Source organism: Nonomuraea cavernae (genome assembly GCF_014646355.1).
In the GTDB taxonomy this organism is placed as follows: Bacteria; Actinomycetota; Actinomycetes; order Streptosporangiales; family Streptosporangiaceae; genus Nonomuraea; species Nonomuraea cavernae.
Genome location: NZ_BMNH01000032.1, coordinates 648 through 13,145 on the forward strand (window position 1 = coordinate 648; position 12,498 = coordinate 13,145).

The 12,498-nt window shown below is 73.7% G+C and carries 11 protein-coding genes; 2 read left to right on the forward strand and 9 right to left on the reverse strand.

Annotated elements, in window-relative coordinates; translation table 11 throughout:
- Positions 1-27: 27 nt before the first annotated feature.
- The 9 genes from rbsK to IEY82_RS33125 all read right to left on the reverse strand — a co-directional run bounded on the left by rbsK (position 28) and on the right by IEY82_RS33125 (position 9,763).
- Positions 28-915 carry a ribokinase gene (rbsK, locus tag IEY82_RS33085; RefSeq protein ID WP_189128212.1) on the reverse strand — a complete coding sequence of 296 codons (888 nt, stop codon included), beginning with the start codon at positions 913-915 and terminating at the stop codon, positions 28-30.
- Entirely contained in the window at positions 912-2,285 is a 1,374-nt protein-coding gene (locus IEY82_RS33090) for an ADP-ribosylglycohydrolase family protein (RefSeq protein ID WP_189128213.1), read from the reverse strand. Before IEY82_RS33090 ends, rbsK begins: the two co-directional genes overlap by 4 nt.
- Before the next feature lie 172 nt (positions 2,286-2,457).
- Positions 2,458-3,630 (reverse strand): ADP-ribosylglycohydrolase family protein, encoded by a 1,173-nt coding sequence (locus IEY82_RS33095; RefSeq protein ID WP_189128214.1) that lies wholly within the window; start codon positions 3,628-3,630, stop codon positions 2,458-2,460.
- Positions 3,627-4,589 (reverse strand): ADP-ribosylglycohydrolase family protein, encoded by a 963-nt coding sequence (locus IEY82_RS33100; RefSeq protein ID WP_189128215.1) that lies wholly within the window; start codon positions 4,587-4,589, stop codon positions 3,627-3,629. The genes IEY82_RS33095 and IEY82_RS33100 overlap by 4 nt, the downstream gene beginning before the upstream one ends.
- Before the next feature lie 5 nt (positions 4,590-4,594).
- Positions 4,595-5,698: an ADP-ribosylglycohydrolase family protein gene (locus IEY82_RS33105; RefSeq protein ID WP_189128216.1), complete on the reverse strand. Its 1,104-nt coding sequence runs from the start codon at positions 5,696-5,698 to the stop codon at positions 4,595-4,597.
- Complete coding sequence (locus IEY82_RS33110) at positions 5,695-6,996, reverse strand: ABC transporter substrate-binding protein (protein ID WP_189128217.1); 1,302 nt, start codon at positions 6,994-6,996, stop codon at positions 5,695-5,697. Before IEY82_RS33110 ends, IEY82_RS33105 begins: the two co-directional genes overlap by 4 nt.
- 9 nt (positions 6,997-7,005) lie before the next feature.
- Positions 7,006-7,824 carry a carbohydrate ABC transporter permease gene (locus tag IEY82_RS33115; protein WP_189128218.1) on the reverse strand — a complete coding sequence of 273 codons (819 nt, stop codon included), beginning with the start codon at positions 7,822-7,824 and terminating at the stop codon, positions 7,006-7,008.
- Positions 7,821-8,732, reverse strand: a complete 912-nt coding sequence (locus IEY82_RS33120) for a carbohydrate ABC transporter permease (RefSeq protein WP_225264146.1) — start codon at positions 8,730-8,732, stop codon at positions 7,821-7,823. Before IEY82_RS33120 ends, IEY82_RS33115 begins: the two co-directional genes overlap by 4 nt.
- Positions 8,729-9,763 (reverse strand): LacI family DNA-binding transcriptional regulator, encoded by a 1,035-nt coding sequence (locus IEY82_RS33125; RefSeq protein ID WP_189128219.1) that lies wholly within the window; start codon positions 9,761-9,763, stop codon positions 8,729-8,731. The genes IEY82_RS33120 and IEY82_RS33125 overlap by 4 nt, the downstream gene beginning before the upstream one ends.
- A 150-nt stretch (positions 9,764-9,913) precedes the next feature.
- Between IEY82_RS33125 and IEY82_RS33130 the strand changes: the two genes are divergently transcribed.
- Entirely contained in the window at positions 9,914-11,401 is a 1,488-nt protein-coding gene (locus IEY82_RS33130; protein WP_189128220.1) for an SDR family oxidoreductase, read from the forward strand.
- A gap of 108 nt (positions 11,402-11,509) precedes the next feature.
- Positions 11,510-12,469 (forward strand): YbgA family protein, encoded by a 960-nt coding sequence (locus IEY82_RS33135; protein WP_189128221.1) that lies wholly within the window; start codon positions 11,510-11,512, stop codon positions 12,467-12,469.
- Positions 12,470-12,498 lie beyond the last annotated feature (29 nt).

Sequence of the window (12,498 nt, forward strand, 5' to 3'; positions counted from 1 at the left end):
AGGACCGCCGCCGGCCTCTGACTCACGTCAGCGGGCGAACGCCGCCTCGATGTCGGCGCGCGACGGCATCGAGGTGCTGGCCCCCTCCCGCTGGACGGACAGCGCCGCCGCCGCCGAGGCGAACCGCAGCGCCTCGGCCATCGGACGGCCCTCCACGCGGGCCACCGCGAGCGCGCCGGCGAACGTGTCACCGGCCGCCGTGGTGTCGACCGCCTTCACCCGCACGGCGGGCACCCGCAGCCGGTCGCCCGAGCGCGAGCCGTACAGGGCGCCCTCGGCGCCGAGCGTGATCACCGCTTCGGGAACCCGGTCGAGCAGCGCGTCCAGGGCCGCGTCGGGAGAGGACGCGCCGGTGAGATCGGCGGCCTCGTGCTCGTTGGGCACGATCAGCGCGACCGCGTCCAGCAGCTCGGCCGGCAGCGGCCGCGACGGGGCGGGTGTGAGGATGGCGGGCACGCCCGCGTCCCTGGCCGCCCGCGCCGCGGCGACCACCGCCGGCATGGGGAGTTCGAGCTGGAGCAGCAGCGCCCGCGAGGCCGCGATCACTGCCTCGTCCTCCTTGCCGGGGCCGGTGACGGCGCCGTTCGCGCCGGGCACCACGACGATCGAGTTGCCGCCCTCGTCGTCGACCACGATGTGCGCGATGCCGCTCGGCCCCGGCACCCGCCGTAGCCGCTCGACGTTCACCCCGGCCACGGCCAGCGTCTCGCGCAGCTCGGTGGCGAAGCCGTCGTCGCCCACCGCGCCGAGGAACGCCACCTCCGCGCCCGCCCGGGCCGCGGCGATCGCCTGGTTGGCGCCCTTGCCGCCGGGCACGGTGCGGAACATCCGGCCGGTGACCGTCTCACCCCGCCGGGGAGCCCGCGACGCGTACGCGACCAGGTCCATGTTGGCACTGCCGAAGACCGAGATCATGCGCCCATCATCTCCTGCGTGCGGCGGGCCAGCTCCGCCAGGCCGATGCCGTCGAAACCGGTCAGGCTGGTCGCCAGGCTGTCACGGGTGCGCCACCGCCGGGGCACCCCGCCGTTCAGCGCCCCGGCGAGCGAGCCCGCCGTCGCGCCGGCCGAGTCGGTGTCCCACCCGCCGGCGACCGCCCCGGCGATGGTCGCGGTCACGTCACCCTCGCCGTGGACCAGGGCGGCGGCGACGAGCGCGGCGTTGTTGACCGTGTGCACCCAGTGCAGGCCGCCGTGCCGCTCGTGCAGCCGGTCGACCACTGTCTCGAAGTCGCTCTCCCGCGCGGCGTCCTCGACCGCCTGCCGTACGGCCCGGTGCAGCCGCGAGCCCGGCGGGACGACCGACAGCCCGGCGTTCACCACCTCCTCGGCCGAGGTCGCGACGAGCGACTGCGCGCACATGGCGGCGGCGAACATCGCGCCGTACACGCCGTTCGCCGTGTGCGTGAGCCGGGCGTCGCGCCACGCGTACTCGGCCGCGGTGGCGGGGTCGCCCGGGTTGACCCAGCCGTACACGTCGGTCCTGATCATCGCGCCGATCCACTCGCGGAACGGGTTGCGGAGCGTGGCCGTCTCCGGGGGCTCCACACCGGCCAGCAGATTGCGGTACGCGACGCGCTCCGCGGTGAACGTACGGCCCGCGGGCAGCTCGTCGAGCCACAGCCTGGCCACGTCGTCGGTGGTGAAGGCGCGGCCGTGGCGCTCCAGGACCGTCAGGGCGAGCAGCGGGTAGTTGAGGTCGTCGTCCTCGGGGACGCCGTCGATGTTCTCGGCCAGCGAGTTGACGGCGCTGCGCCGGTTCCACGGCCACCGTTCGGCGATCTCCGGCGGCAGGCCCCTGGCGGTGAACCAGCCCCGGATGGGCCAGTTGCCGGTCGCCTCGGCGATCGCCCTGATCCCCTCGCGCGGGATCTTCTCCACCGGCTTGCCCAGAACGCACCCGGCGACCCTGCCCTGCCAGGCCCCCAGCACCCGCGCGGGGTCGACCCGCCGCCCGCCCGGAACCCGGTCCAGGTCGGGCCGCCGCCCGCCCGGCACCCGGTCGCGGGCCGCGGGCCAGGCCGGGGTGGCGGCGATGATGGCCGCCAGGTCGGTCGGCTCGTCGAGCGGCGACGGGATCGCGGCCAGCTCGTCGAGCAGCCGCTCGGCCAGCGGCCGCAGCCTCGCCGCGCCGGGCTCGGAGGCGCCGGCGCGCGGCGGGGCGTCGTGCCCGCCGGCCGCGTGCCATCGGGCGGCGACGTCGCGCACGTCCCTGCCGTCCTCGGCGGCCTGCCGCAGCTCGTGCCCGACCAGGTCCTCGGGCTGCACCCAGGTGAGCCGGATCACGCGCGCCCCGTCGTACCGGGACAAAGCACCACGGATCGCGACACGACCACCGCCGTACCCGGACCGGGCACCACGGACCGCGACACAACCACCGCCGAACCCGAGCCGGGCACCACGGACCGCGACACGACCACCGCCGAACGCGGAGCGGGCATCGCGCCCGAAGCGAGCCTCATCGGGGGCCGTCCGTGAGGAGGGTGGCGAAGGCGGACTCGTGGACGTGGCGGCGGGCGCGGTCGTCGGCGTGGACGCGGCGGGCCACCTGGGCGATGGCGCGGCCGGGCGCCAGCAGGTCGATGCGGCTGGCCTCGGCGACCCCTTCGAGCCACTCGGCGGGAACGGCGGCGAGCCCGCCGAGCGCGCCCGCGATGGCGCCGCCCATGGAGGCGATCGAGTCGGCGTCACGGCCGTAGTTGACGCCGCCGAGCACCGTCTCCCGGAAGTCGCCCTTGGCCACGACGAGGAAGGCGAGCGCCAGCGGCAGCTCCTCGATGCTGTGCACGCGGCTCGGCCGGCGAGCACCGAGGCCCTGGTCGCGGTAGGTGTCGGCGACCGTGTCGTAGGGCCGGACGGCCGCCCGGAGCGCCGCGAACGAGCCGTCCCAGTGGCCGAGGCCGCGCGCGGTCTCGCAGACGGCGTCGATGGCGGCCCGGGTGCCGTCCTTGGCCAGCCGCAGGCAGGTCGCGACCACCGAGTCGACGCTCGCGCCCGGCCGCATGGCCTCGGCGACGGCGGCGGCCATCACCCCGGCCGCCTCTCTTCCGTAGCTCGACTGGTGGGCGCCGGCCAGGTCGACCGCCTCGGCGTAGGCGGCGTCGGGGTCGGCGGCGTTCACGACGCCGACGGGCGCCATGTACATCGCCGCGCCGCAGTTCACGATATTCCCGACGCCGGCCTCGCGGGGGTCCACGTGGCCGTAGTGCAGCCGGGCCACGATCCACTTCTCGGCCAGGAAGATCCGGTGCAGCGGCAGCGCCTCGGTCTCCAGCTCGGGGATCCACCGCCGCTCCCCCATCAGCTCCGGCACCAGATGGTCGGCCATCGCGTAGGCCCCGAGGTGTCCCTGGACCTTCTCGTAGACGCGGATCAGCGCGTGCGTCATCAGGGTGTCGTCGGTGATGTGGCCGTCGCCCTTGTGATAGGGCGCGATGGGCCGGGCGTTGCGCCAGTCCTCGTTGTACGGGGGCACGATGCCCTGCACCTGGCCGCCGTACCTCTTCACGATCTGTTCGGGAGTCCAGCCCTCGGTCGCGCCGCCCAGCGCGTCACCGACCGCCGCCCCCGCCACGCAACCTGTGGCCTTGCTCGCGAGCAGGTCGGCAGGCTGGTCTTCAAGCGGCGTCATGCGAATTCCTCCGTGAGTTCCATCAGATCCTTCCCCGCCAGCGCCGGCACGCAGCAGCCGGCCAGCGTACGGGCCGACGCGATCCACCCCTCCGGGATCGCGGCGAGCCCGCCACACGCGCCGGCCAGCGCTCCGGTGAGAGCGGGGGCCGAGTCGGCCAGCGCGGCCAGGCACGCGGCGGCCGGCACCGCCCGGTCGAGCGCGCCGCCCGACACCTCGGCCAGCGCCAGCGCGACGGGCACCGTCTGCGCCGCGCCCACCCCGTAGCTGTAGACGTGGTCGAGCAGGGCCGCGTCGAGCGCGGGCACGGCGGCGAACGGATCGCCCGCCGCGCGGGCCACCTCCAGCGCGAGCCGCGCGTTGTGGCCGATGGCGGTGTCGCCGGGCAGTACGGTCAGCGCCGCCCGGACGGCCTCGGCCGCCGATCCCGACGCGACCGCCTCGGCCACGGCCAGCGCCATGGCTCGCGCCCCGAGCAGCCCGTCACCGGCGTTGGTGACCTGGGCGTCCTCGGCGGGGTCGCGGCCGAGCGCGCCGAAGGCGACCGCCCTGACGGCCGCGGCGTCGTCGAAGTGGTGCGGGTTGTCGTGGCCGCTGGCGGGTGGCTCGACGCCCCGGGCCAGGTTGCCGATCGCGGTCGCGACCGAGATGCGGGCCCGGATGTCCGGGCCGAGCGCGCGGAACGCCGCGGCGCGCGGCTCGTCGACGGTGAGCAGCGTCCAGGCGAGCCATTCGGCGTCGTCGGACGGGCCGACGGCCAGCGGTGCGACCGGCTGGTTGAGCGCGAACGGCACCGGCAGCGTGGTGACCCGGTGCTCCTCGGCGAACGCGTCGAGCTCGCGGTGCAGCCGCCTGCTCCACGGCGCGTGCAGGGCCGCCCGGTGCCTGGCGGCGGGCCAGCCGGCCGCGTCGCCCACGGCCAGCCCGAGAAAGGCGCCCCTGATCCTGTCCCCCGACATGCGCTCTACCGCCCTCCCCCCGGCCCATCGGCCGTTCCGTCCGCCCAGGCCCCGAGTCCGCCCAAGTCCACCGGATCCACCGGATCCACCGGATCCACCGGGTCGGTCGGCAGGTGGGCGGCCAGTTCGTCGGCGACGTCGAGCACGTGCCTGCCCGCCACCACGGGCAGGCACTTTCCGGTCGCGGGGCCGATCCGACGGGCCCACCGCTCGGGCACGCCGCGCTCGCCCTGGCCCGCTCCGGCGACGGCGCCCGCGATGGCGCCGATGGTGTCGGCGTCCCGCCCCAGCCCGACGCCGAACGTCACCGACGCTTCCACGTCGCCCTCACCCACCAGGTAGGCGGCCAGCGCGAGCGCCACCGCCTCGGGAGCCAGGTCCGTCCAGGGGTAGTGCCTGACCACGACGGCCGCGTGCAACGCCTCGACCAGCGCGTCCTGCGCCCCCGGCGCGCGGGCCGGCGCGTCACCGGAGCCGGCGGTGGGCGGCCGGTCGAGCACTTCGCACACCCGGGTGATGTTCCGGGCGGTCCAGGAGTCGGCCGGCAGCACCGACAGCGCGGCGCGTACCGTCTCCCGTGGTGAGGCCCCGGACATGGCGGCGGCCACGGCCCCCGCGACCGCGCGACCGCCGAGCACGCCCTCGCCCGACTGGCTCACCAGACCGTCCTGCTCGACCAGCCGCGCCGCCTCGGCCGGGTCGCCGGGGCAGAACACGCCGTACGGAGCGGCGCGCATGGCCAGGCCGTCCGACCAGCCGTGCAGGTGCGCCCGCCCGGTCAGCGGCGGCTCCAGCCCCCGGCGCAGCGCCTCGACCGTGCCGAGCTCGGAGAAGCCGGCCCCGCGCATCGGCCCCGTCACCAGCGGCACGATCTCCGCCCGGTAGGCGGCGGCCACGTCGGCCGAGGTCAGCGCGTGCCCGTGCCGCACCAGCAGGGAGGCGGCGAAGACGGCGTACTCGGTGTCGTCGGTGCCCCCGCCCTCGATCTCGGTGAGCCGTCCCCACCGCCGGCGGATCTCGGCCGGAGAGAGGTTCTCCGCCGGCGCCCCGAGGGCGTCTCCGGCCGCCAGGCCGAGCAGACACCCCCGGGCTCTGTCGCGAAAGGTCACCGCTGGTACCGCTCCAGCACCTTGTTGCCGTCGTCGACGAGCCTCTTGGCCGCCTCGTCGATGGTGATCTTGTTGGCGTAGAACTCCTGCAGCACCGGCGTCGCCACCTTGCTCTTCCACTCGTCGAACCCGTTCACCTTGAGGAACGGCGCCACCACGAGGTTCTTGCCCGAGGCGGTGGCCACGTCCCAGCCGTTCTCCTCGGTGGTGAGGACCGGGTCGGAGGCGGCCTTGACCGAGGTGGGCAGCAGCCAGTCACCCCTGGCGAGCTTGGCCTGGTTGGGGCCGTTCAGGAAGAACGAGATGAACGTGACGGCCTCGTCCGGGTGCTTGCTGTCAGCGGCGACCGACAGGGTCTGCGAGACCGCGCCCTGCTCGGCGCTGACGCCCTTGAGCGGCGGGAGCGTCACCCACTCGAAGCCGTCGGGCGCCTGCTCGGCGACCTGCTGGCGCAGGAAGACGCCGACCGGCAGCATCGCGTACTTGTCGGCGAAGAAGCCGGGCAGCGGGTCGGCGGTGCCCATGCCGAGCGCCGCCGTGTCGGCCGACTTGTCCTTGTAGAGCTGGTCGTGGATGCGCTGGAGGACCTCCTTCTCCTCCGCGCCGACCTTGACCGTGGTCTTGCCGCCGGTGGTCTGGAAGAACGTGCCGCCGAAGTTGAGCGCCAGGTTGAGCGTCTTGTTGACCGGCGACTTCATCGGCCAGGCCACGCCGTACGTGTCGCCCTTGGTGAGCTTCTTGCTGATGTCGGCGAACTCGTCCCACGTCCACGGCTCGCCGGAGGTGGGGATGCGCACCTTGGCCGCGTCGAGCAGCTTCTTGTTGGCGATGATGACGTGCGACTCCTGCAGGAACGGCACGCCGAACACCCCCTCGCCGCCCTTGCCGTCGCCGAAGGTGACGGTGTCCCAGGCGGGCTGCGGGATGTCGCTCCTCAGCTCGGCGGGCACCTTGTCCTTCAGGTCCAGCAGGTAGCCCTTGGCGGCGAACCCCGACAGGGCGGGCGAGTCGTCGTGGATGACGTCCGGCGCGTCGCCGCCCTCGAACGACGTGACGAGCTGGTCGTTGACGGTGTCCCAGCTGCCCTGGACGTAGGTGACCTGGACGCCGGGGTTGGCCTTGTTCCACTCCTCGACGAGTTGCTTGTTGGCCTCCACCGACTCCTTCTGCCAGGCGAGGCTGAGGAAGTCGAGCTTGACCGGCTCGCCCGAGGAGGGCTCCTGCTCCGCACCTCCCCCACCGCACGCGGCGGTCAGCGCCACGATCGCGGCAGCCGCCAACGCGGACTTCAAACGCATGAGAGCCTCCTAGCCCTTGACAGCGCCGGCCATCAGACCGGACCTCAGCCGTCGCTGGATGATCGCGAAGAAGATCAGGCTCGGGATCGTCGCCATGAGCGACGCCGCGGCGAGCGGGCCGAGCCTGGACACCCCCTCGGGGCCGGTGAACCTCACCAGCGTGAGCGGAAGTGTCATCACCTCGGGGTCCTTGAGGACCACGAGTGCGAAGAGGAACTCGTTCCAGGACGAGATGAACGAGAACAGCAGTGTGGCCACCACTCCGGGCGCGAGGAGCGGCGCGACGACGCTGACGATCGAGCGGATCCGGCCCGCGCCGTCGACGGCCGCGGCCTCCTCCAGCTCGCGCGGCACCGACCGCACGTAGCCCTGCAGCATCCACAGCGCGAACGGCAGCGTGAACGTCACGTGCACCACCACGAGCCCGGTCAGCGTGTTCACCAGGTCGAGCCGCCGCAGCACCATGAACAGCGGGATGATGATCAGGATGAACGGGAAGACCTGGCTGACCAGCACCCAGCCGAGCGTGACCTGCTTGAGCAGCCCTCGGTAGCGGGCCAGCGCGTAGGCCGCCGGCAACGCCACGGCGACCGTCAGCAGCGAGCTCGCCAGGGCCACGACCAGGCTGCGGGCGCCCGCGCCCACGAGGTCCTGCTCGCCGAACGCGTCGCCGAAGTTGGCCAGCGTGGGGTCGCGCGGGATCCAGGCGGGGTCGAGGGCGGCCATCTCCTGCGGCGTCTTCAACGCCGTGGACAGCAGCCAGACCAGCGGAAACGCCAGGAAGACGAGGTACGCCAGCAGCGCGGCGTACTGCGGGACCCTTCTCACGAAACCTCCCGCAGCTGCCGCCACAGATAGAACCCGAGCAGGGCGAGCACGACGATCACGATGGTCAGCCCGAGGGTCGCCGCGTAGCCGAAGAAGCCGTAGCGGAACGCCTCCTCGTAGGCGAAGAGCATGGGCAGCCGGGTCCGGCCGCCGGGCCCGCCCTGGGTGAGCACGTAGACGAGGCTGAACTGGTTGACGTTCCACACGAAGTCGAGCGAGGTGATGGTGACGATGATGGGGCGCAGCTGGGGCAGGGTGATGTTCCAGAACCTGCGCCAGGTGCCCGCGCCGTCGACCTCGACCGCCTCGTACAGCTCCCTGGGCACGCCCTGCAGGCCGGCCAGCAGCACGACCGTGGTCTGCGGCATGCCGCTCCAGACGCCCATGACGATGACGGCGGGCAGGGCCCAGGTGAAGTCGGCGAGCCAGTTGACGTCGGTGCCGAGCGTGCTGTTCAGGATGCCCGCGTCGGGGTGGTAGACCAGGCGCCACATCAGGCCGATGACCACGGGCGGCATCGCCCACGGCACCACGGCCAGCACCCGGGCCAGGCCCCGGAACCACAGCCTCTGGTTGAGCAGCAGCGCCAGGCCCAGCGAGGCGAGAAACTGCAGCACGGTCACGGACACGGCCCAGACCAGGCCGATCCTGATCGACGACCAGAACTCGTCGTCGGCCAGCAGGTCGCCGAAGTTGGCCAGGCCGACGAAGCTCGTGACGTGGTTGCGGCCGGCCTCCGCGTCGGTGAACGCCAGGCCGATGCCGTACAGGAGGGGGCCGACGCTGAACAGCAGGACCGGCACGAGGGCGGGCAGCATGAGCACCCACATCTCGCGGTCGCGCCGCGAGCCACCGCCGTGCCCGGCCTGCCGCCTGGGCGGCGCGGGCCGCGTCACGGTCGCCGTCACGGGGCGTCCCCCCGCGGCTCCTCCGCGCCCGCCCGGCCGGTGGAGGCGCGCACCACGAGGTGGGGCGGCACCGTGACCAGGCGGGGCTCGCGCTCGCCGTGCCGCAACCGGTCGAGGAGCAGCTCGGCCGCGGCTCGGCCACGTTCGGCGGAGCCCAGGGAGACGCTGCTGAGCGACGGCCAGGACGCGGCGGCGAGGTCGGTGTCGTCCATGCCGACCACCGCCACGTCCCGCGGCACCCGCCGGCCGGCGGCGCGCAGCACGTCGAGCGCGCCCAGCGCGATCAGGTCGTTGGCGCACATCAGCGCGTCGAGGTCGGGCACCCGGTCGAGCAGCGTCGCCACCGCGCGGCCCCCCTCCGCGCGGTAGAAGTCTCCGATCTCCACCAGCTCCTCGTCGTACGGCAGGCCGAGCGCGCCGAGCGCCTCCCGGTAGGCGGCGCCGCGGGCCGCGCCCGGCACGGTGTCGAGCGGGCCGTTGACCAGTCCGATGCGGCGGCGGCCGAGCGCGTGCAGATGGTCGAGGGCGAGCCGGACACCGGTGCGCGAGTCGGCGCGCACGTTGTCGACGGGCGTGCCCTCGGGCACCGAACCGATGATCACCACAGGGGCTCGGGCGGAGGCGAGCATCGCCAGGTGCGCCTCCGTGACCCGCAGCGGCACCATGATGAGCCCGTCCACGTATCTCTCGCCGAGGCTGTGCAGCACCTCGATCTCGTCGGCCACGACGGCGTCGGTGGAGTGCAGCACGAGCCGGTAGCCGGCCGCCTTGAGCACCGGCTGGATCTCCCGCAGCATGGCCAGGTAGGCCGGGTTGCCGACGTCGGCCATGGCGAACGCGACCTGGTGGGTGCGGCGCGACTTGAGCGATCTGGCCACGGCGTTGCGCACGTAGCCGAGCTCCTCGGCGGCGGCCAGCACCTTGCGCTCGGTCTCCTGCCGGGTCGGCAGTCCGTTGAGCACCCGTGAGACCGACGCGATGGAGACGCCCGCGCGCTGGGCGATCGTGGTGATCGTGGGTCCCTGGCCCAAAGCTGTCCTCCTGTGGACGTAAACGTTTCCAGCGCGTTGCTGTAAACGTTTACCGTGTTTCGGACATGAAACCGGCAGCCGACCGCGAGGTCAAGTCACGATCGCATAACGCCAGGTCAGGGTAGGTGTCGGTGAGGAGGTGGTTCGACGATGGCCCGATGTCTTGTCACGGGAGCGACCGGCTACATCGGCGGGCGGCTGGCCCCCGAGCTGCTGGCCGCCGGTCATCAGGTGCGGTGCATGGTGCGCACCACCCGCAAGCTGCGCGACCTGCCGTGGTCGGAGCGCGTCGAGCCGGCCGAGGCCGACGCGCTCGACCCGGAGGCGACCCGGCGGGCGCTGGACGGGATCGAGGTGGCCTACTACCTGATCCACACCATGGGCGCGCGCCGGGACTTCGCCGCGGCCGACCGGCAGGCGGCCGCCGTGTTCGCCGAGGCGGCGCGGGCGGCCGGCGTGCGCAGGATCGTCTACCTGGGCGGGCTCGCCTCCGGCGAGGCCCTGTCGCCGCACATGCGCTCGCGCGCCGAGGTGGCCGACACACTGCTGGCCTCCGGAGTCCCGGCCGTGGTGCTGCGGGCCGCGGTGATCATCGGGTCCGGGTCGGCCTCCTTCGAGATGCTGCGCTACCTGACCGAGCGGCTGCCGGTGATGACGACGCCGCGCTGGGTGCGGACCCGGACGCAGCCCATCGCGGTGCGCGACGTGCTGCGCTACCTGGTCGCCTGGGCGTCCGTGCCGGACCGCGTCGACCGCGCCTTCGACATCGGCGGCCCCGACGTGCTGACCTACGCCGACATGATGCGCGGGTACGCCGCCGTGGCCGGCCTGCCGCCACGGCTGATCATTCCGGTGCCCCTGCTCAGCCCATGGCTGTCGGCCCACTGGGTCGGCCTGATCACACCGGTGCCGGCCGGCATCGCCCGCCCGCTGGTGGAGTCCCTGCGCAACGAGACCGTGTGCCGCGAACACGACATCGCCCGCTACGTCCCCGACCCGCCGGAGGGCCTGACCGGCTTTTCCCGGGCCGTGTCGCTGGCGCTGAAGAAGATCAAGGAGGCCGACGTGGAAACGCGCTGGACCTCGGCCTCCGTCCCGGGCGCGCCCAGCGACCCGCTGCCCACCGATCCCCACTGGACGGGCGGCAGCCTGTACGTCGACCGGCGCACCCAGGTGGTCGACGCCGATCCGGCCACGCTCTGGCGGATGATCGAGGGCATCGGCGGCGAGAACGGCTGGTACTCCCTGCCCGTCGCCTGGCACCTGCGCGGAGCGATCGACCGCGCCCTCGGCGGGGTGGGGCTGCGCCGGGGCCGCCGCGATCCGGCGCGGCTCAGGGCGGGCGACGCGCTCGACTTCTGGCGGGTGGAGGAGGTCGAGCGCGGCCACCTGCTGCGGCTGCGGGCCGAGATGCGGCTGCCCGGTCTGGCCTGGCTGGAGCTGAGCGTGTCGCGCGAGGACGGCCGCACCGTCTACCACCAGCGGGCGATCTTCCATCCGCGCGGGCTGCTGGGGCATCTCTACTGGTGGACGATCTCGCCCTTCCACGAGCTGATCTTCGGCCGGATGTCCCGCAACCTGGCCGCCGCCGCGTCCGCGGCCGAGCCGCGTCCCGGCGAGCCGGCCGCGCGGGTGTGACCGGCCGGGACGCCGCGCCCCACGATCTCCCCGCCCTTGGTTGCCCTACCGCTTCCCCTCCGGATATGAATAAGTTTTGACGAACTTATCTATCCGGAGGAGGCGGCGATGAACGCGCTCCCCGCCATGGCCAGGCCCAGGGTGGCCGTCTCGGGCTGCCTGCTCGGCGAGCCGGTACGGTTCAACGGCGGCCACAGCCGCGACCGGTTCCTGACCGGCGCCCTCGACCCGCACGTCGACTGGGTGCCGATCTGCCCGGAGATGGAAGCCGGGCTCGGCACCCCGCGCGAGACGCTCCGCCTGGAGAGCTCCGGCGACGGGCCGCGCCTCATGACCCGCAAGACCCGCGTGGACCTCACCGACCGGATGACCGCCCTGGCCCGCGCCCGGGCCGCCGCGCTCGACGTGGACGGGTACGTGTTCAAGGCCAAGAGCCCGAGCTGCGGCGTCCACGGCATCCCCGTGCACCGGGAGTCCGGCCCTCCGGCCGACCGGCGCGGCCGGGGCGTCTACGCCGGGGTCGTCATCTCGGCCGACCCGCTGCTGCCGGTCGAGGACGAGGGGCGGCTGCACGACGCGCTGCTCCGCGAGACGTTCGTGGAACGGATCTTCGCCCACGCCCGGCTGCGCGAGTTGCTGACCGGCGACTGGCGCCCGCGCGACCTGGTCGCCTTCCACGCCCGGCACAAGATGCAGATCCTCGCCCACGATCCGGCGACCTACCGCCTCGCCGGGCGGGTGGTCGCCCAGGCGGGCGTCGGGTCGCGTGACCGGCTGGCCGCCGACTACGCCCGGGTGTTCCGCATGGCGCTGGCCAGGAAGGCCAGTGTCGGCCGCAACGTCAACGTCCTTCACCACTGCCTCGGCATGATCAGCGTCGATCCCGTCCAGCGGGCCGACCTGGTGGAGGTCATCGCCTCCTACCAGGCGGGCCTGGTGCCGCTGAGCGTGCCCGCGACGCTCCTGCGCCACCACGCCCGCGGCGAGGACAGCGGTTACGTCCTCGACCAGAGCTACTTCGCGCCGTACCCGGCGGACCTGGCCCTGCGCAACCACGTCCCCGCCTGACCATCTCGTGCGGCCGCCTGGACGCCCGG